The following is a 19,846-nucleotide window of genomic DNA, read 5'->3' as shown; positions in this document are numbered from 1 at the left end:
AGGTGCCCCGTGGTACAACGTTCCAAAAGCAGCGCTAACTGGCTGCGTGAGCATTTTAACGACCCTTTCGTCAAACAAGCGCAGAAGGATGGCTACCGTTCGCGTGCAAGCTACAAACTGCTTGAGATCCAGGAAAAGGACCGGTTGATCCGCCCGGGCATGAGTGTGATCGACCTCGGCGCAGCCCCAGGAGGCTGGTCGCAGGTGACCAGTCGTCTGATTGGTGGCCAGGGCCGTCTGATTGCCTCCGATATCCTGGAAATGGACTCGATCCCGGACGTGACCTTCATTCAGGGTGACTTCACCCACGATGAAGTGCTGCAGCAGATTCTGGAAGCGGTCGGCGATTCGCATGTAGACCTTGTGATTTCCGACATGGCCCCCAATATGAGTGGTACGCCTGAAGTGGACATGCCGCGCGCCATGTTCCTTTGTGAGTTGGCGCTTGACCTGGCAACCCGCGTGCTGAAGCCTGGTGGTGACTTCCTGATCAAGATTTTCCAGGGCGAAGGCTTCGACATGTACTTGAAGGACGTTCGCACCAAGTTCGACAAGGTGCAGATGCGCAAGCCGTCGTCTTCGCGGGATCGCTCGCGTGAGCAGTACCTGCTGGGTAAAGGTTTCAAAGGCGTGTGAAAGGCGTGCTACGGGGTGGCTGATAGTTAATTCCAATCGGCCAGCCCGTCAGGATCGTCCGAACTTCGTGTAGTCTAGGTTTCACAAAGGGTTACAGACGGTGCCTGCGGATGCGTAGGTAATGTAGTAAGTTAGGGCGATGAATATCATGCGAGGCACGGCTGCGTCGTGCGCCGGCCTCAGAGGGTAGCGAATTGAACGACATGGCAAAGAATCTGATCCTGTGGTTGATCATCGCAGCTGTCCTGGTGACAGTGATGAACAACTTCTCAAGCCCTAACGAGCCGCAGACCCTCAACTACTCCGACTTCATCCAACAGGTCAAGGACGGGAAAGTCGAGCGTGTGACCGTCGACGGCTACATCATTACCGGCAAGCGCGCTGACGGCGACAGCTTCAAGACCGTGCGCCCGGCCATTACCGACAATGGCCTGATCGGCGACCTGGTCGACAACCACGTGGTCGTCGAAGGCAAGCAGCCCGAGCAGCAGAGCATCTGGACTCAGTTGCTGGTAGCCAGCTTCCCGATCCTGGTGATCATCGCGGTATTCATGTTCTTCATGCGCCAGATGCAAGGCGGCGCAGGCGGCAAGGGCGGGCCGATGAGTTTCGGCAAGAGCAAGGCGCGCCTGCTGTCCGAAGACCAGGTCAAGACCACCCTGGCAGACGTCGCGGGTTGCGACGAAGCCAAGGAAGAAGTCGGCGAGCTGGTCGAATTCCTGCGTGACCCGGGCAAGTTCCAGCGCCTCGGCGGCCGTATTCCTCGCGGCGTGTTGATGGTCGGCCCACCGGGTACCGGTAAGACCCTGCTGGCCAAGGCCATTGCCGGTGAGGCGAAAGTGCCGTTCTTCACCATTTCCGGTTCGGACTTCGTTGAAATGTTCGTCGGTGTCGGTGCCAGCCGTGTGCGCGACATGTTCGAGCAGGCCAAGAAGCACGCCCCGTGCATCATCTTCATCGACGAAATCGACGCCGTGGGTCGCCACCGTGGCGCCGGTATGGGCGGTGGTCATGATGAGCGCGAACAAACCCTCAACCAGCTGCTGGTAGAGATGGACGGCTTCGAGATGAACGATGGCATCATCGTCATCGCCGCGACCAACCGTCCGGACGTCCTCGACCCGGCACTGCTGCGTCCTGGTCGTTTCGACCGCCAGGTGGTGGTTGGCCTGCCGGACATCCGCGGCCGTGAGCAGATCCTCAAGGTGCACATGCGCAAGGTGCCGATCGGCGAGAACGTCAACCCGGCGGTCATTGCCCGTGGTACCCCAGGCTTCTCCGGTGCCGACCTGGCCAACCTGGTCAACGAAGCATCGTTGTTCGCTGCTCGCTCCAACAAGCGCCTGGTCGAAATGAAAGAGTTCGAGCTGGCCAAAGACAAGATCATGATGGGCGCCGAGCGCAAGACCATGGTCATGTCCGAGAAAGAAAAACAGAACACCGCCTACCACGAAGCCGGTCACGCCATCGTCGGTCGTCTGGTGCCTGAGCATGACCCGGTCTACAAGGTTTCGATCATCCCGCGTGGTCGTGCCCTGGGTGTGACCATGTTCCTGCCTGAAGAAGACCGTTACAGCCTGTCCAAGCGTGCGCTGATCAGCCAGATCTGCTCGCTGTACGGCGGCCGTATCGCCGAAGAAATGACCCTGGGCTTCGACGGCGTCACCACCGGTGCCTCCAACGACATCATGCGTGCCAGCCAGATTGCCCGGAACATGGTTACCAAGTGGGGCCTTTCCGAGAAGCTCGGCCCGTTGATGTATGCCGAAGAAGAAGGCGAGGTGTTCCTCGGCCGTAGCGCCGGCAGCCAGCACGCCAGCGTGTCGGGTGAAACCGCCAAGCTGATCGACTCGGAAGTGCGCAGCATCATCGACCAGTGCTACGCCACGGCCAAGCAGCTGCTCACCGACAACCGTGACAAGCTCGATGCCATGGCTGAAGCGCTGATGAAGTACGAGACCATCGATGCCGACCAGATCGACGACATCATGAATGGTCGTGCCCCGCGCGAACCTCGCGATTGGGATGGTGACTCGGCTTCGGGTACCCCGGCAGCCCAGGGTGATCGCCCGGAATCGCCGATTGGCGGCCCAGCGGCTCAACACTAAGGGCATCTATGAGCTCAGTGCAGTACCCGACCCGGTTGCCTTGCGGCAACCGGGTTCTTGATTTGTCGCGTACCCATGTCATGGGTATCCTCAATATCACCCCCGACTCCTTCTCCGACGGCGGGCGCTTCAGCCAGCGCGACGCTGCGCTGCGGCATGCCGAAGCGATGGTCGCCGCAGGCGCCACGCTGATCGACATCGGTGGCGAGTCGACGCGCCCTGGGGCGCGTGCCGTGTCCGTGACCGAAGAAATCGAGCGCGTGGCGCCGATGGTCGAGGCGATCAATAGCCGCCTGGATGTGGTCATTTCGGTTGATACCTCCACGCCAGCGGTCATCCGCGAGTCTGCGCGGCTGGGGGCTGGGCTGATCAACGACGTACGCGCGCTGGAGCGCGATGGTGCCCTGGACGCGGCGGCCGATACCGGCCTGCCGGTGTGCCTGATGCACATGCGCGGTGAGCCGGGCAATATGCAGGACGACCCGCATTACGATGATGTGACAGCGGACGTTACGCGATATCTTGAACAACGGATGGCCGCTTGCGCTGCGGCGGGCATCGATGCAAACAGAATCATTCTTGACCCAGGCTTCGGTTTCGCCAAGACACTGGCGCACAACCTGAGCCTGTTCAAGCACATGGAAGCGCTCTATCGCCTTGGGCGCCCACTGCTGGTGGGTGTTTCACGAAAGAGCATGATCGGCCTGACGCTGGATCGTCCGGTCGGCGAGCGTTTGTACGGCAGCCTGGCGCTGGCAGCGTTGGCCATGACCAAGGGGGCGAGCATCCTTCGCGTCCATGATGTGGCCGAAACTGTCGATGTGGTACGCATGATCGCTGCGGTTCAACACGCCGAATAAGAACATTGGAGTCGCTATGAGCAGAAAATACTTTGGTACCGACGGCATTCGTGGCCGCGTCGGCGAATTCCCGATCACGCCGGACTTCATGCTGAAGCTCGGCTGGGCGGCTGGCATGGCTTTCCGCAAGCAGGGCCATTGCCGTGTGCTGGTGGGCAAGGACACGCGTATTTCCGGTTACATGTTCGAATCTGCGCTCGAGGCCGGGCTTTCTGCGGCCGGTGCCGATGTGATGCTGCTCGGGCCGATGCCGACCCCGGCCATCGCCTACCTCACGCGTACCTTCCACGCTGAAGCCGGTATTGTCATCAGCGCGTCGCATAACCCGCACGACGACAACGGCATCAAGTTCTTCTCTGGCCAGGGCACCAAGCTGCCTGACGAAGTCGAGTTGATGATCGAAGAGTTGCTCGATCAGCCGATGACGGTGGTCGAGTCGGGCAAGCTGGGCAAGGTCTCGCGCATCAACGATGCGGCTGGCCGCTACATCGAGTTCTGTAAGAGCAGTGTGCCTTCGAGCACCAGCTTCGACGGCCTCAAGCTGGTGGTCGATTGCGCCCATGGCGCCACGTACAAGGTCGCGCCAAGCGTGTTCCGCGAACTGGGTGCCGACGTGACCATTCTGAATGCTCAGCCTGATGGCCTGAACATCAACGAAGGCTGTGGCTCTACCCATATCGAGTCGCTGCAGGCCGCCGTGCTGGTGGGCCATGCCGACCTCGGTATCGCCTTCGATGGCGACGGTGACCGGGTGCTGATGGTCGATCACACGGGTGCCATCGTCGACGGCGACGAATTGCTGTTCATCATCGCCCGTGACCTGCATGACCGCGGCAAGCTGCAAGGCGGGGTAGTGGGCACGCTGATGAGCAACCTGGGCCTTGAACTTGCGCTCAAGGAGCTGGATATCCCGTTCGTGCGGGCCAAGGTCGGCGACCGTTACGTCATGGCCGAACTGCTCGAGCGCGAGTGGTTGGTCGGGGGTGAAAACTCCGGGCATGTCGTGTGCTGCAACCACACCACCACCGGTGATGCGATCATCGCCGCGCTGCAGGTGCTGATGGCGCTCAAGCGTCGCGGCGAGACACTGGCCCAGGCCCGTCAGGCCCTGCGCAAGTGCCCTCAGGTACTGATCAACGTGCGCTATGGGGCAAGCAAGGTCGACCCTCTGGAGCACCCTGCGGTGCAGGAAGCCAGTGCCAAGGTCACCGAGGCGATGGCCGGTCGCGGTCGCGTGCTGCTGCGCAAGTCCGGTACCGAGCCGTTGGTGCGGGTCATGGTCGAAGGCGACGACGAAAGTCAGGTTCGCGGCCATGCCGAAGCCCTGGCGAAACTGGTCAGCGAAGTTTGTGTCTGAAGGCGCTTGCCAGCGCAGATCTGGTTGGGTAAGATCTGCGCCCACTTTGACCGACGAGGTAAAGCATGCGTCGCCCTATGGTAGCTGGTAACTGGAAGATGCACGGTACCCGCGCCAGCGTCGCTGAGCTGACCGAGGGCTTGAGCAATCTTGCCCTGCCGAGCGGAGTGGAAGTCGCGGTATTTCCACCGGCCTTGTTCATCAATCAAGTGATCGATGGCCTGGCAGGTAAAGAAATAACTGTCGGCGCACAGAATTCTGCTGTACAACCCGAACAGGGTGCGCTGACCGGGGAAGTTTGCCCGGAACAGCTGGCTGAAGTGGGCTGCAAGTTGGTGTTGGTTGGGCATTCGGAGCGTCGCCAGGTCATCGGCGAGAGTGATGAAGTGCTGAACCGCAAGTTTGCAGCCGCACAGGCCAAAGGTTTGAAGCCCGTGCTGTGTATTGGGGAAACCCTTGAAGAGCGCGAGGCGGGCAAGACACTCGAAGTTGTCGGGCGTCAACTAAGCAGTATCATCGAAGCGTTCGGTGTTAAGGCTTTTGCCAATGCAGTAATTGCTTATGAGCCTGTATGGGCCATCGGCACTGGCCTTACGGCCACGCCACAACAGGCTCAGGATGTGCATGCTGCCATCCGCGGTCAGTTGGCGGCAGAAGATGCTGAAGTGGCTGCGAAGGTGCAGCTGCTCTACGGCGGCAGCGTGAAGGCGGCCAATGCGGCCGAACTGTTCGGCATGCCGGATATCGATGGGGGGCTCATTGGTGGAGCGTCCCTGAACGCAGACGAATTCGGTGCAATTTGTCGCGCCGCAGGAAACTGAACAAATGCTGGAAACAGTCATCGTTGTTTTTCATCTGTTGGCAGCGCTGTCGCTAGTAGTGCTGGTTCTGTTGCAACAGGGTAAGGGTGCGGAAGCAGGTGCATCTTTCGGCGCAGGTGCCTCAAATACTGTGTTCGGAAGCCAAGGCTCTGCAACCTTCCTAAGTAAATTCACTGCAATACTCGCTGCCACTTTCTTTTTGACAGCACTTGGGTTAGGATACTTCGCCAAGGAACAAGCTCACAAGCTGACCCAGGCGGGCCTTCCAGATCCAGCAGTGTTGGAAGTGAAAGAGCAAAAGCCGGCAGTGAATGATGATGTACCGGTGCTCCAACAGCAGAAGAGCGAAGCCACTCCGAGTACGGGTGATGTACCTCCTCCGGCAGATGAGCAGAAGTAACGGGTTTCAAAAGTAGTATTGCCGAGGTGGTGGAATTGGTAGACACGCAACCTTGAGGTGGTTGTGCCCATAGGGTGTAGGGGTTCGAGTCCCCTTCTCGGTACCAATTGAAGCAAGAGAGCCCGCTTTATGCGGGCTTTCTTGTAGGTGGAGGTCGGATTGACCCCGTACGGGGTTCGGTCTTATACTTTCGCCCCAGCTTTGTCGCGGGGTGGAGCAGCTTGGTAGCTCGTCGGGCTCATAACCCGAAGGTCGTTGGTTCAAATCCAGCCCCCGCAACCAGCTTTAGCGGAGCCCCTTTTCAGGGGCTTTTTGCTAGCCGAACAGTTTTCGGCGTCGTTGTCCAACGGCGCTTTCAGGGATGGGCGCTTCGCCCATTTTTTATTTGCACAGCATGCACGAGGGGGTTCAGGTGTCGAGCAAGCTAGAACAGTTGCAGGCCTTGTTGGCCCCGGTGGTCACGGGGCTGGGCTTCGAATGCTGGGGGATCGAATTCGTCTCCCAGGGCAAGCATTCGGTACTACGTGTCTACATCGATAAGGAAGGCGGCATTCTGGTGGACGACTGCGCTGAAGTCAGCCGTCAGGTCAGCAGCGTCCTCGATGTGGAAGATCCGATCAGCTCTGAATATACCCTAGAGGTTTCTTCTCCTGGCATGGAACGCCCGCTGTTCACGCTTGAACAGTTTGCCTCGCATGCCGGCGAACAAGTGAAGATCAAGCTGCGCTCACCCTTCGAGGGTCGTCGTAACTTCCAGGGCCTTCTCCGCGGTGTGGAGGAGCAGGATGTGGTGGTCCAGGTGGACGACCAGGAGTTCCTGTTGCCGATCGACTCGATCGACAAGGCCAATATTATTCCCAGTTTTGACTGAGACGTGCCGGGCCCGGCGGACTATCCGGGCCCAATGGCTTGCGCAAGGCGAGGCGTACGATGAGCAAAGAAGTACTGCTGGTTGTTGAATCGGTATCCAACGAAAAGGGTGTACCGCCCGGCGTCATTTTCGAAGCGCTGGAAGTGGCCCTGGCCACTGCAACCAAAAAACGTTTTGAGGACGAAGTCGACCTGCGTGTGGAAATCAACCGCCACACCGGTAGCTACGAGACCTTCCGTCGCTGGACCGTGGTCGATGAAGCCGATCTTGATGATCCGGCAATCGAGACCTGGTTGAGCAAGATCCACGAGACCCACCCTGAAGCCAAGGTCGGTGACGTGATCGAGGAGAAGATCGAGTCTATCGAGTTCGGTCGTATCGCCGCCCAGACCGCCAAGCAGGTCATCGTGCAGAAGGTCCGTGAGGCCGAGCGCGCCCAGGTGGTCGATGCCTACCGCGAACGCGTAGGCGAGATCATCTCCGGTACCGTCAAGAAGGTTACCCGCGACAACGTCATCGTTGACCTGGGCAACAACGCCGAGGCCTTGCTGGCTCGCGAAGACATCATTCCCCGCGAGACTTTCCGGGTTGGCGTGCGCCTGCGTGCGCTGCTCAAGGAAATCCGCACTGAAAACCGTGGCCCCCAGCTGATCCTGTCGCGCACTGCGCCACAGATGCTGATCGAGCTTTTCCGCATTGAAGTGCCGGAAATTGCCGAGGGCCTCATTGAAGTCATGGCTGCCTCCCGTGATCCGGGTTCGCGAGCCAAGATCGCCGTCCGCTCCAAGGACAAGCGCATCGACCCGCAAGGTGCCTGTATCGGCATGCGCGGTTCGCGCGTCCAAGCCGTATCCGGAGAGTTGGGTGGTGAGCGTGTGGATATCGTCCTGTGGGACGATAACCCGGCGCAGTTCGTCATCAACGCCATGTCGCCGGCTGAAGTCGCGGCGATTATCGTTGACGAGGATGCCCATGCCATGGACATCGCCGTCGCCGAAGACAACCTTGCCCAGGCCATTGGCCGTGGCGGTCAGAACGTTCGTTTGGCCAGTCAGTTGACCGGCTGGACCTTGAACGTGATGACCGAAAAGGACATCCAGGCCAAGCAGCAAGCAGAAACCGGTGACATCCTGCGCAATTTCATCGATGAACTGGAAGTCGACGAGGAGCTGGCCCAAGTGCTGGTCGACGAAGGCTTTACCAGCCTCGAAGAAATTGCCTACGTACCGTTGGAAGAAATGCTCAACATCGATGGCTTTGACGAAGATATCGTCAATGAGCTCCGCGCTCGAGCCAAGGACCGTTTGTTGACCAAGGCCATCGCTACCGAAGAAAAACTGGCAGACGCCCATCCGGCCGAAGACCTGCTCTCCCTTGAGGGCATGGACAAGGACCTGGCGGCGGAACTGGCGGTGCGCGGCGTGGTTAACCGCGAAGACCTGGCCGAGCAGTCGATCGACGATCTGCTCGACATCGACGGCATCGACGAAGAGCGTGCCGGCAAGTTGATCATGGCCGCCCGAGCCCACTGGTTCGAGTAATTAGGCGCGGCCTGAGGAGAGAAGTGCATGACGCAAGTCACGGTGAAAGAACTGGCCCAAGAGGTCGAGGCACCGGTAGAGCGCCTGCTGCAGCAGATGCGTGAGGCAGGTCTGCCGCACACCGACGCCGGTCAGGTAGTGACCGACAATGAGAAGCAGACTCTGCTGACTCATTTGAAAAGCAGCCACAAGAGCAAGGCGGAAGAGCCGCGCAAGATTACCTTGCAGCGCAAAACCACCAGCACCCTGCGTGTCGCCGGTAGCAAAAGTATCAGCGTAGAAGTACGCAAGAAGAAAGTATTCGTGCAGCGCAGCCCGGAAGAAATCCAGGCTGAGCAGAAACGCGAGCAGGATGAGCGCCGTGCGGCGGAAAACGCTGCGCGCGACAAGGTTGACGCCGACGTTCGCCAGCGCAACGAAGATCAGGCCCGCCGTCAGGCTGCTGATGCCGCCCCTGCGGCCCCAGCTGCCAAGCCGGCTGCCGCTGCCGCCGCACCTGCGCCGGCACCGGTAGTGGCTGACGCGCCTGCCTCGGAAGATGCCGCTGCGCGTGCTGCCGAGCGCAAGAAGGACGAGACCCGTCGCAACGAAAGCCGCACTCGTGATGACGACCGTCGTCGTGGCGAGGCGCCTCGCGTGTCGATCAAGGTCAAGGTCAAGGAGAAGGAAAAAGCACCGACTCCACGCGCTGCTCCGCGTACCACCGAAGAAGAGAGCGATGGCGCTCGTCGTGGTCGTGGCGGCAAGGGCAAGCTGAAGAAGCGTAACCAGCACGGCTTCCAGAGCCCGACCGGCCCCGTCATCCGTGACGTGACCATCGGTGAGACCATCACGGTCTCGGAGCTGGCCAACCAGATGTCCGTCAAGGGCGCTGAAGTGGTCAAGTTCATGTTCAAGATGGGCACGCCGGTTACCATCAACCAGGTGCTCGACCAGGAAACCGCTCAGCTGATCGCAGAAGAGCTGGGCCACAAGGTCACCCTGGTCAGCGATACTGCCCTGGAAGACTCCCTGGCCGAATCGCTGAAGTTCGAAGGCAAAACCGAATCGCGCGCCCCGGTCGTTACCGTCATGGGCCACGTTGACCACGGTAAGACCTCGCTGCTCGACTACATCCGTCGTGCCAAGGTTGCTGCTGGCGAAGCCGGCGGTATCACCCAGCACATCGGCGCCTACCACGTGGAAACCGACCGCGGCATGGTCACCTTCCTCGATACCCCGGGCCACGCTGCGTTCACTCAGATGCGTGCTCGTGGTGCCAAGGCGACCGACATCGTCATCCTGGTGGTGGCGGCGGACGACGGCGTGATGCCGCAAACCCGTGAAGCCGTTCAGCATGCCAAGGCAGCTGGCGTCCCACTGGTTGTTGCAGTGAACAAGATCGACAAGCCTGGTGCCGACCTCGATCGCATCCGCAACGAGCTGTCCGTCGAAGGCGTGACCTCCGAGGAATGGGGTGGTGACACGCCTTTCGTCAAGGTTTCGGCGAAGATGGGTACTGGTGTGGACGAGCTGCTCGAAGCCGTTCTGCTGCAGGCCGAGATCCTCGAACTGAGCGCTACCCCGACCGCACCTGGTCGTGGTGTCGTCGTCGAATCGCGCCTGGACAAGGGCCGTGGCCCAGTGGCGACCATCCTGGTTCAGGACGGTACTCTGCGTCAGGGCGACATGGTCCTGTGCGGCTCCAACTATGGCCGCGTACGTGCCATGCTCGACGAGAACGGCAAGCCTGTGAAGGAAGCTGGCCCGTCGATCCCGGTCGAGATCCTTGGCCTGGACGGTACCCCGGAAGCCGGTGACGAGCTGTCGGTGGTTGCTGACGAGAAGAAAGCCCGCGAAGTTGCCCTGTTCCGTCAAGGCAAGTACCGCGAGGTCAAGCTGGCCCGTGCTCACGCTGGCAAGCTGGAAAACATCTTCGAGACCATGGGTCAGGAAGAGAAGAAAACCCTCAACATCGTCCTCAAGACCGATGTACGTGGTTCCCTGGAAGCGTTGAACGGCTCGCTCGGCGGCCTGGGCAACGAGGAAGTACAGGTTCGCGTGATCGGCGGCGGTGTGGGTGGTATCACCGAGAGCGACGCCAACCTGGCGCTGGCGTCCAACGCGGTGCTGTTCGGCTTCAACGTGCGTGCCGATGCCGGTGCGCGCAAGATCGTCGAGCAGGAAGGTCTGGATATGCGTTACTACAACGTGATCTACGACATCATCGAAGACGTCAAGAAGGCCCTGACCGGCATGCTCGGCAGCGATGTTCGCGAGAACATCCTGGGTGTCGCCGAAGTGCGTGACGTGTTCCGTTCGCCGAAGTTCGGCGCCATCGCTGGCTGTATGGTCATCGAAGGTACCGTGTACCGCAACCGTCCGATCCGCGTACTGCGCGAGGACGTTGTGATCTTCGAAGGCGAGCTGGAATCGCTGCGTCGCTTCAAGGACGACGCTGCCGAAGTACGTTCGGGCATGGAGTGCGGTATTGGCGTCAAGAGCTACAACGACGTCAAGGTCGGCGACAAGATCGAAGTCTTCGAGAAAGTCCAGGTGGCTCGTACCCTCTAAGGGTGAGCTTGCCGCAAGCCCCCGCTACAGGGCGGTTGGCGGCGCCTTTACAGGTAGCGCCCGGTCAGGCATCAGCTTGACCGGGCGTTTGCCGCTTTAAGTTACAGGTAGCAAGAATGGCCAAAGAATATAGCCGTACCCAACGTATCGGTGATCAGATGCAGCGCGAGCTGGCTGAGCTGATCCGCCGCGAAGTCAAGGATCCACGTGTCGGTCTGGTGACCATCACCGCCGTGGATGTCAGCCGCGACCTGGGCCATGCCAAGGTGTTCATCACCGTCATGGGCGAGGAAACGCCAGATGCCGTGAAGCAGTCGCTCAAGGCACTGAACAGCGCCGCCAGCTTCCTGCGCCTGCACCTGGGGCGTTCGATGCAACTGCGCAGCGTGCCCCAGCTGCATTTCCACTTCGATGAAAGCGTCAGCCGCGGTGTACACCTGTCGGCGCTGATCGAGCGTGCAGTGGCTGAAGACCGCCTGCACAAGGCTACCGACGAGCTGGACACCAAGGAGTAAGCGGTGGCCCAGGTCAAACGTATCCGCCGCAACGTCAGCGGCATCATCCTGCTGGACAAGCCACTGGGCTTCACCTCCAACGCGGCACTGCAGAAAGTGCGCTGGTTGCTCAACGCGGAGAAGGCCGGCCACACTGGCAGCCTCGACCCGCTGGCAACCGGCGTGCTGCCACTGTGCTTCGGCGAAGCGACCAAGTTTTCGCAGTACCTGCTCGATTCCGACAAGGGCTACGAAACCGTCATGCAGATGGGGCAGACTACCAATACTGCCGATGCTGAAGGCGAGGTCCTGCAGACCCGTGAAGTAACCGTTGGTCGTGCCGACATCGAGGCGCTGCTGCCCCGTTTTCGTGGCCCGATCAGCCAGATACCGCCGATGTACTCGGCGCTCAAGCGTGACGGCCAGCCACTGTACAAACTGGCTCGTGCTGGAGAGGTAGTGGAGCGCGAGGCGCGTTCTGTTACTATTAACCGCTTGGAGTTGCTCGAGTGCGAAGGCACCCGTGCACGGTTGACGGTAGGATGCAGCAAAGGCACCTATATCCGCACCCTGGTGGAGGATATCGGCGAAGCCCTTGGCTGTGGCGCTTATGTCGCCGAGCTGCGCAGGACCCAGGCCGGGCCCTTCGAGCTGGCACAGACGGTGACCCTCGAGGAACTCGAACAGGCCCATGCCGAAGGTGGCAACGAAGCGCTCGATCGCTTCCTGATGCCTTCCGATAGCGGGCTGCAGGACTGGCCAATGGTGAGTTTGTCCGAGCACAGTGCGTTCTACTGGCTGCATGGCCAGGCAGTACGTGCGCCGGATGCACCGCAGTTTGGCATGGTCCGCGTACAGGATCACAATGCGCGCTTCATCGGTATCGGTGAAGTGAGCGAAGACGGGCGCATTGCGCCACGTCGGCTGATTCGGTCGGAATGACCGAAACCGCAGGGTCTGGCTTCGGCCGGGCCCTACGGGATCAAGGGTGGCTGTCAGTAGGCACGGTCACACCTTTCTTATTAATACAGGGATTTGTCCCTGGCCTATTGGACCCCGCTCGCGGGATCCGTTATCAGGAGAAGCCAAATGGCCCTCAGCGTTGAAGAAAAAGCTCAAATCGTTACCGACTACCAGCAAGCTGCTGGCGACACTGGTAGCCCGGAAGTTCAGGTTGCTCTGCTGACCGCGAACATCAACAAGCTGCAAGGCCACTTCAAGGCCAACGGTAAAGACCACCACTCGCGTCGTGGCCTGATCCGTATGGTTAACCAGCGTCGTAAGCTGCTGGACTACCTGAAGGGTAAAGACACCACTCGTTACAGCGCCCTGATCGGTCGCCTGGGCCTGCGTCGCTAATAGCGGCCTGGTCAGTGGTGTGCATGGCGTCTCATGCATTGGCAACGCTGCCTGGCAGCGTTGTCTTTGGGCACGCCATGCGTATCTCCGAGGTTGGCAGCCTGGTTACGTTGAGCGGTTTTCCGCACTTCGGCCAGGCTCCCAGCCTCGTGTTGTATCTGGACGGTCAATGGGGCCGATTCCCCGTTCTGCCCAAGAATTCGCAAGAAACCAGTTCCCCCCAGAGCCACTGAAAAGGTAGGAAACCGTGAACCCGGTAATCAAGACATTCCAGTTCGGTCAATCGACCGTTACTCTCGAAACGGGCCGCATTGCCCGTCAGGCAACCGGCGCAGTGCTGGTTACCGTCGACAACGACGTCACCGTGCTGGTGACTGTGGTAGGTGCCAAGCAGGCCGATCCAGGCAAGGGTTTCTTCCCGCTGTCGGTCCACTACCAGGAAAAGACCTACGCCGCCGGCAAGATCCCGGGTGGCTTCTTCAAGCGTGAAGGCCGTCCTTCCGAGAAAGAGACCCTGACCTCGCGCCTGATCGACCGTCCGATCCGCCCGCTGTTCCCTGAAGGCTTCATGAACGAAGTCCAGGTCGTCTGCACCGTGGTTTCCACCAGCAAGAAGACCGACCCGGACATCGCTGCGATGATCGGTACCTCGGCTGCCCTGGCTATTTCCGGCATTCCGTTCGAAGGCCCGATCGGCGCAGCCCGCGTAGCCTTCCACGAAAGCACCGGCTACCTGCTGAACCCGACCTACGAGCAACTGGCTGCCTCGAGCCTGGACATGGTCGTTGCCGGTACCTCCGACGCCGTGCTGATGGTTGAATCGGAAGCCCAAGAGCTGACCGAAGACCAGATGCTGGGCGCCGTACTGTTCGCCCACGACGAATTCCAGTCCGTTATCCAGGCTGTCAAAGAGCTGGCCGCCGAAGCGGGCAAGCCGACCTGGGACTGGAAACCCGCCGTTGCCAACACCGAGCTGCTCAACGCCATCCGCGCCGAGTTCGGCGAGGCTGTTTCGCAGGGCTACACCATCACCGTCAAGGCCGACCGCTACGCGCGCCTGGGCGAGCTGCGTGATCAGGCGATCGCCAAGTTCTCCGGTGAAGAAGGCCAGCCTTCGGCTTCCGAAGTCAAAGAAATCTTCGGCGAAATCGAATACCGCACCGTTCGCGAAAACATCGTAAACGGCAAGCCACGTATCGATGGTCGTGACACCAAGACCGTTCGCCCGCTGAGCATCGAAGTCGGCGTGCTGCCGAAGACTCACGGTTCGGCACTGTTCACCCGTGGTGAAACCCAGGCCCTGGTCGTCGCGACCCTGGGTACTGCGCGTGACGCCCAGCTGCTGGACACCCTCGAAGGCGAGAAGAAAGACCCCTTCATGCTGCACTACAACTTCCCGCCGTTCTCGGTGGGCGAGTGTGGCCGCATGGGCGGTGCTGGCCGTCGTGAAATCGGCCACGGCCGTCTGGCCCGCCGTTCGGTACAGGCCATGCTGCCTGCCGCCGACGTGTTCCCGTACACCATTCGTGTGGTATCGGAAATCACCGAGTCCAACGGTTCGAGCTCCATGGCTTCGGTCTGCGGTGCTTCCCTGGCCCTGATGGACGCCGGTGTACCGATGAAGGCGCCAGTGGCCGGTATCGCCATGGGCCTGGTCAAGGAAGGCGAGAAGTTCGCCATTCTGACCGACATCCTGGGTGACGAAGACCACCTGGGCGACATGGACTTCAAGGTTGCCGGTACCGCCAAGGGCGTTACCGCACTGCAGATGGACATCAAGATCAACGGCATCACCGAAGAGATCATGGAAATCGCCCTGGGCCAAGCCCTGGAAGCGCGCCTGAACATCCTCGGCCAGATGAACCAGATCATTGGTCAATCGCGTACCGAGCTGTCGGCCAACGCCCCGACCATGATCGCGATGAAGATCGACACCGACAAGATCCGTGACGTCATCGGTAAAGGCGGCGCCACCATCCGCGCCATCTGCGAAGAGACCAAGGCTTCGATCGACATCGAAGACGATGGCTCGATCAAGATCTTCGGCGAAACCAAGGAAGCGGCTGAAGCAGCTCGTCAGCGCATCCTGGGCATCACTGCAGAGGCCGAAATCGGCAAGATCTATGTCGGCAAGGTCGAGCGCATCGTTGATTTCGGTGCCTTCGTCAACATCCTGCCTGGCAAGGATGGCCTGGTGCACATCTCCATGCTGAGCGATGCTCGCGTCGAGAAGGTCACCGACATTCTGAAAGAAGGTCAGGAAGTGGAAGTACTGGTACTGGACGTGGACAACCGCGGCCGTATCAAGCTGTCGATCAAAGACGTTGCCGCGGCCAAGGCCTCCGGCGTCTAAGCGACTGACGCGCAATGAAAAAAGAGCCCTTCGGGGCTCTTTTTTTATGCCCGCAGGGAACCTTTTGCACAGTTGCATCTTGCACGCAGGTTTACCCCGCAGGTTGCAAATTGCACGACTCATGCAAATCGCTAATATGTATAAGTCATTGATTTATAAAGATTAAATGGAAGCTGAAAAACTGGCACAGCACGTGCAACTACCTTCATACCTGCAGCCAGGAATAACGGCGCAGACCTTTCGAAAAACAGGAGTGACTCACATGAAGAAGTTCGCCATTGCTGCCGCTACTGCTACTGCTACCGCTCTGACCCTGACCATGGCTAATGCGGCATTTGCCCAACAGTCCACCCAGGCCCCGATGACGCTGGCGGCTGGTGAGATGACCGAAGCCAAGGAAGCTACTTCCGACACTTGGATCACCACCAAGGTGAAGGCTGACCTGATGACCGAGAAAGGTGTACCTGGCAGCGACATCAAGGTTGAAACCAACAAAGGCGTCGTATCGCTGTCTTCCGATACGGCAGTCACCGATTCGCAGAAAGAGATGGCCGTGGCCATCGCCAAGAAGATCAAAGGCGTTCAGGCCGTTTCGGCTGATGGCCTGAAGTCCGAATAAGGAATGTCCCATAGGCCAAACGGAATTGGCCACTTTTCAGGAAAGCCCTGGCATCACTGCCGGGGCTTTTTACTGTGCGCCTCAAAACACCGGGTTACGGGCGATGACGTTGCTCTCGAAACACGCCTGCTCGACGATCAGCGGTTCGACCAGCGGGCGACTGTCGCGAAAGTGCGCTGTCAGGGTGTGTGCCTCGTAGGCGGCATCGTCACGGTAGATCTCGTAGAGGTAGATCACGTCGGGATCGAGGCGGTCCTGAGACACGTCGAACACCAGGCAACCGGGCTCGGTTGCCACGGAAGCAGCGGCATTGGCCTTGATGGCGGTCAGAAAAGCCTCGGCGCTGCCGGGCTTCACGCGTGTCTTGATAAACAGGCTATACACATGGCGCTCCTTTTGTTTTAAATTCAGATATGAATTGTATACAAAAAAGGAGTTTCGCCAATGTCCGAGTTGCCTGCCCGCCCTGGCCGTCTGAATGGCCTGCGCCATATTGCCTTGCTGGTCCCTAACCTTGAGGAGTGCGAGCGCTTTTACGTCGACGTGCTTGGTATGGAGGTGCTCAACCGGGCCAATGAAGACTTGGTCTACCTGACCTGCGGTAACGACAATTTGTCATTGGGGCGCGGGGCGGGGGCGGCCAATGGTTTGCAGACACTCGATCACTACGGCTTCATCGTCGACAGCGTGGAAGAGCTGGAGGCCTGGTACCAGTACTTCAAGGCGCGCGGGGTGACCTTGCTCGACCGCCCGTTCAACCATGGGGATGGCGCACGCAGCTTCCACTTGCTGGACCCGGCAGGTAACAAGGTACAGCCGCTGTATCACCCGGCGGTGTCGGGCCAGCGGTTGGTCTGATTGCAGCTTTTATTGCCGGTACCGGCCGCTTCGCGGGGCAAGCCCGCGAAGCGGCCCGGGTTGATCACTCGGCATCCAGGTGCATCGGGGTGATCACCCGGCCATCCTTCTCAGCCTGACCCAGGGTGGTATCGATGAAGTACACCCGGTCGTCTTCCAGCTTGCCCTTGTCCACCAGGTAGTCCTTGATGCTGCTGGCCCGCTCCTGGCCGAGCGTACGCAGCAAGGGGGCGCTCTCGGCCCAGGACTTGATCACCGCTTCACGCAGCTTGGCGGTGCGCTCGTCGCGCCCCAGTTGTTCCCACTCAGCCGGTGGTTGCTGCTTCAGGCGATTGCGGTAGATACCTTCGAGCATCGCCGGCTTGTCGCTGTCGTCGACCACCAGCATCGAGGCATTGGCAGGCACCTTGTCGCCACGACGCTGCAGGATCTTGTACCAGGTGGCCTGGTACTCGCGGTCCAGGCGCTGCTGGGCGATCAACGGGCCGTCGCTGGTCTGCGCGCTGGTGCCTTCGATTTCCAGGCGCAGCTCCGGGCGCTCCTTGAGGGCCGAGGCCAGTTTGTCCAGCGACGACTGGGCGTCGCCACTGAGTTCACTCGAGCCCGGGGCGAATGACACGTTGCCGAGGTCTTCCGAGCCCCCGCCAGCAATCAGCCCGCCAATGAACTTGAACGGTGCCTGGGCCGCGCGCAACACCAGGTTGCGCAGGGTTTGCCAGACGATCGGCATGACGCTGAACTGCGGGTTGTTGAGGTCACCCGTCACCGGCAACTCGATGGAGATCTTGCCTTCGGTATCCTTGAGCAGCGCAACCGCCAGGCGGATCGGCAGGTCCACGGCATCCGGGCTGTCGACCTTCTCACCCAGCTGCAATTGCTCGACCACCACCTTGTTCTCGGCCTTGAGCTGGCCGTTGGTGATCAGGTAGTGCAGGTCAAGGTTGAGCCGGCCCTTGCGGATACGGAAGCCTGCGAACTTGCCGGAGTAGGGCGTCAGCGTGGTCAGTTCGACCCGCTTGAAGCTGGTGGCGATATCCAGGCTGGCCAGCGGGTTGAACGGGTTGAGCGCACCCTTGATGGTAACCGGCGCATAGCGGTCGACCTTGCCCTTGATGTCCACCTTGGCCGGGTTCGGCTTACGGTTGTCGATCGTGCCGACCTGGCCGTTGAGCTGTTGCACGGCCGTGGCGAAGTTGGGCGTGAGGGACAGGTCAGCGAAGTTGGCCGAGCCGTCGTTGATGTCGATCTGGCCGATGTGTATGCCCAACGGCTTGTCGTTGCTGGCCGGTTTGGCAGCCTTGGACGCAGGCGCGTCGGCCGGTTGCGGGATCAGCAGGTCGTTGATGTTGGTGGTGCGGTCTTCGTTGATGATGAAGCGCGCATAAGGCTGCAGCAGGGTCACCTTGTCGATCGACAGGGCATCACCGTGCACATACGACAGGCCGTCGACGTCCACTTGCTGCCACTTCACGAAGTCGCGGCCCTTGATGGTGTCGAGCGTATGCAGCTGGTTGACCTGGGCCTTGCCGGCGACGTTGAAGGCCAGTGGCTCGGTACTTTTCAAGTCGACCTTCAGGTCGCTGGCGAGCATGCCGCTGCGAAGCTCCAGAAGGATGAACGGGTTGATGTAGGCCTGGGCCACACGCAGGTCGATGTCGCGCGTGCTGACATCCAGCTTGGCCCAGATCGGCGCCAGATTGACCTGGCCAGCGGCCTGCAGCTTGCCTTGCTTGCCCACACCAGTATCGAGCTTGAGCGTGAAAGGCGTCTGGTTGAGGCTGTCGAAGCCTTGCAGGTCGACATTCAGCGGGCCGACGTCCAGGGCCACGGGTTCCTTCTGGCTGCGGTCTGCCAGGTGCACGCTGTAGTTGCGCAGCTGCACGTCCTTGAGCAGCACCTGCCAGGGCTTGCTTGGCGTGTTGGCGGTTTGCGCATCGGGCGCAGGCTCGGCAGCGGCGGGTTCGGCCTTTTCCTTGGGGGTGGGCTTGGCCGGTTGGCTGGCGAACAGCTTCTGCCAATCGAGTTGGCCGTCTTTTTCCAGCGCAGCCCAGGTTTCGAGTTTTTCGCTACGAATCTTGCCGACGATCACCTGTTGCTTGGCCAGGTCGATGGAGGTTTCACTCACCTCAAGGCTGGCCAGACGCGCGAGTTTGCGCCCATCTGGCGCCTTGATGGCGAAAGGCGCGATGCGTACCGAGGTGTTGTCCAGCAACAGCTCGGTCTGCTTGGACAGGTTGAGCTTGTAGTGGGTATCGAGGCTGATCACGCCGTCTTCGAGCACCAGCGGCACGGCATCACGCACATACGGCCAGAACAGTTTCATCTTGCCGTCGGTGATCTTCAGCGTGCCTTCGGAGGCGATCGGCGACAGGCCAAGGGTGCCTTTCCAGTCGATGCGCCCACCGTTGGGGCCGTTGGCCACCAGCGTCATGTCGGCATTGTCGTCCGGCAGGGTGCTGAGGTTTTTCAGCTCCAGGTTCATGTTGTCGTAGAGGAATTCGATCGGCTCGCTCGGGCGTTGATCCTCGAAGTGCAGGTAACCTTCGGTGAGCTTGATGCTGCCGATGCGAAGCGGGAACGGGTCGCTGGGCGGCTGGTCCGGCTTGGCCTCACTGGCGGGCAACTTGAACAACTGGGTGAGGTTGAGCGTCCCGTCCTTGGCAAACAGCACTTCGTTGCGCGGTTTGTCGAGTTCCACCGCGGCCAGGTGCAGGGCACCGCTCCACAGGCTGTCGAGCGAGAGGTTGGCGTACAGCCGCTCGAAACCGACTTGTTCCTTGCCAGGCTCGCCGATCTGCAAGCCCCATAGCGTCAGTTCGAGGCTGAAGGGGTTCAGCTCGATGCGCTGCAGGTGCGCCGGCACGCTGGCATAGTGCGCCAACTGCTGGTTGGCGATGCGCAGGGCGACACCGGGAAGAATGAGGAAGCCGAGCAGGCTATAGAGGGCTACGAGGGCCAGCATGGCGCCGAGGGCGCGAGTCAATCCTTTGTACATGTGTCGCTTCGTCTGTCTAAG

17 protein-coding genes and 2 tRNA genes are annotated in these 19,846 nt (G+C 60.3%); 17 read left to right on the top strand and 2 right to left on the bottom strand.

Features of this window, described 5'->3' with window-relative positions; translation table 11 throughout:
* The first annotated feature begins 9 nt into the window (after positions 1–9).
* The 16 genes from rlmE to PC358_RS17895 all read left to right on the top strand — a co-directional run bounded on the left by rlmE (position 10) and on the right by PC358_RS17895 (position 15,972).
* Entirely contained in the window at positions 10–636 is a 627-nt protein-coding gene (gene rlmE, locus PC358_RS17970) for a 23S rRNA (uridine(2552)-2'-O)-methyltransferase RlmE (protein ID WP_033701595.1), read from the top strand.
* Between the two features lie 203 nt (positions 637–839).
* Positions 840–2,744, top strand: a complete 1,905-nt coding sequence (gene ftsH, locus PC358_RS17965) for an ATP-dependent zinc metalloprotease FtsH (protein WP_033701593.1) — start codon at positions 840–842, stop codon at positions 2,742–2,744.
* A gap of 8 nt (positions 2,745–2,752) precedes the next feature.
* On the top strand, positions 2,753–3,604 hold the full coding sequence (gene folP, locus PC358_RS17960; protein WP_033701592.1) for a dihydropteroate synthase: 852 nt from the start codon (positions 2,753–2,755) through the stop codon (positions 3,602–3,604).
* Positions 3,605–3,620: 16 nt separating this feature from the next.
* A complete protein-coding gene (glmM, locus tag PC358_RS17955) occupies positions 3,621–4,961 on the top strand; it encodes a phosphoglucosamine mutase (RefSeq protein ID WP_033701591.1) in 1,341 nt (446 codons plus the stop codon).
* A 65-nt stretch (positions 4,962–5,026) separates the two neighbouring features.
* Positions 5,027–5,782 carry a triose-phosphate isomerase gene (tpiA, locus tag PC358_RS17950; protein WP_033701590.1) on the top strand — a complete coding sequence of 252 codons (756 nt, stop codon included), beginning with the start codon at positions 5,027–5,029 and terminating at the stop codon, positions 5,780–5,782.
* Positions 5,783–5,786: 4 nt separating this feature from the next.
* A complete protein-coding gene (gene secG, locus PC358_RS17945; RefSeq protein WP_033701589.1) occupies positions 5,787–6,182 on the top strand; it encodes a preprotein translocase subunit SecG in 396 nt (131 codons plus the stop codon).
* A 20-nt stretch (positions 6,183–6,202) separates the two neighbouring features.
* A tRNA-Leu gene (locus PC358_RS17940) sits at positions 6,203–6,288 on the top strand.
* 99 nt (positions 6,289–6,387) lie between these two features.
* Positions 6,388–6,464, top strand: a tRNA-Met gene (locus PC358_RS17935).
* Positions 6,465–6,594: 130 nt separating this feature from the next.
* Complete coding sequence (rimP, locus tag PC358_RS17930) at positions 6,595–7,053, top strand: ribosome maturation factor RimP (protein ID WP_033702568.1); 459 nt, start codon at positions 6,595–6,597, stop codon at positions 7,051–7,053.
* Between the two features lie 59 nt (positions 7,054–7,112).
* Complete coding sequence (nusA, locus tag PC358_RS17925; protein WP_027595024.1) at positions 7,113–8,594, top strand: transcription termination factor NusA; 1,482 nt, start codon at positions 7,113–7,115, stop codon at positions 8,592–8,594.
* A 27-nt stretch (positions 8,595–8,621) separates the two neighbouring features.
* The gene (gene infB / locus PC358_RS17920) at positions 8,622–11,147 is read left to right on the top strand and encodes a translation initiation factor IF-2 (protein ID WP_033701587.1); all 2,526 of its coding nucleotides are present in this window, start codon (positions 8,622–8,624) and stop codon (positions 11,145–11,147) included.
* A gap of 116 nt (positions 11,148–11,263) precedes the next feature.
* Positions 11,264–11,662 carry a 30S ribosome-binding factor RbfA gene (gene rbfA, locus PC358_RS17915; RefSeq protein WP_033701584.1) on the top strand — a complete coding sequence of 133 codons (399 nt, stop codon included), beginning with the start codon at positions 11,264–11,266 and terminating at the stop codon, positions 11,660–11,662.
* A gap of 3 nt (positions 11,663–11,665) precedes the next feature.
* A complete protein-coding gene (truB, locus tag PC358_RS17910) occupies positions 11,666–12,583 on the top strand; it encodes a tRNA pseudouridine(55) synthase TruB (protein ID WP_033701583.1) in 918 nt (305 codons plus the stop codon).
* Positions 12,584–12,730: 147 nt separating this feature from the next.
* Positions 12,731–13,000 carry a 30S ribosomal protein S15 gene (gene rpsO / locus PC358_RS17905; RefSeq protein WP_016489163.1) on the top strand — a complete coding sequence of 90 codons (270 nt, stop codon included), beginning with the start codon at positions 12,731–12,733 and terminating at the stop codon, positions 12,998–13,000.
* Positions 13,001–13,247: 247 nt separating this feature from the next.
* Positions 13,248–15,353 (top strand): polyribonucleotide nucleotidyltransferase, encoded by a 2,106-nt coding sequence (pnp, locus tag PC358_RS17900; RefSeq protein WP_033701582.1) that lies wholly within the window; start codon positions 13,248–13,250, stop codon positions 15,351–15,353.
* 262 nt (positions 15,354–15,615) lie between these two features.
* On the top strand, positions 15,616–15,972 hold the full coding sequence (locus tag PC358_RS17895) for a BON domain-containing protein (RefSeq protein WP_033701581.1): 357 nt from the start codon (positions 15,616–15,618) through the stop codon (positions 15,970–15,972).
* Between the two features lie 81 nt (positions 15,973–16,053).
* Here the strand turns inward: PC358_RS17895 and PC358_RS17890 are convergent, their stop codons facing one another.
* A complete protein-coding gene (locus PC358_RS17890; protein ID WP_033701578.1) occupies positions 16,054–16,356 on the bottom strand; it encodes a heme-binding protein in 303 nt (100 codons plus the stop codon).
* Between the two features lie 60 nt (positions 16,357–16,416).
* Here PC358_RS17890 and PC358_RS17885 point away from each other — a divergent pair, with 60 nt between their 5' ends.
* Positions 16,417–16,830, top strand: coding sequence for a VOC family protein (locus PC358_RS17885; protein WP_019470460.1), 414 nt, complete (start codon positions 16,417–16,419; stop codon positions 16,828–16,830).
* A gap of 64 nt (positions 16,831–16,894) precedes the next feature.
* Here PC358_RS17885 and PC358_RS17880 read toward each other — a convergent pair whose 3' ends face one another.
* Positions 16,895–19,825 (bottom strand): DUF748 domain-containing protein, encoded by a 2,931-nt coding sequence (locus PC358_RS17880; protein ID WP_033701576.1) that lies wholly within the window; start codon positions 19,823–19,825, stop codon positions 16,895–16,897.
* Between the last annotated feature and the right edge of the window lie 21 nt (positions 19,826–19,846).

Source organism: Pseudomonas capeferrum (assembly GCF_000731675.1).
Lineage (GTDB): Bacteria > Pseudomonadota > Gammaproteobacteria > Pseudomonadales > Pseudomonadaceae > Aquipseudomonas > Aquipseudomonas capeferrum.
This window is presented reverse-complemented; position numbering and strand designations above follow the sequence as displayed.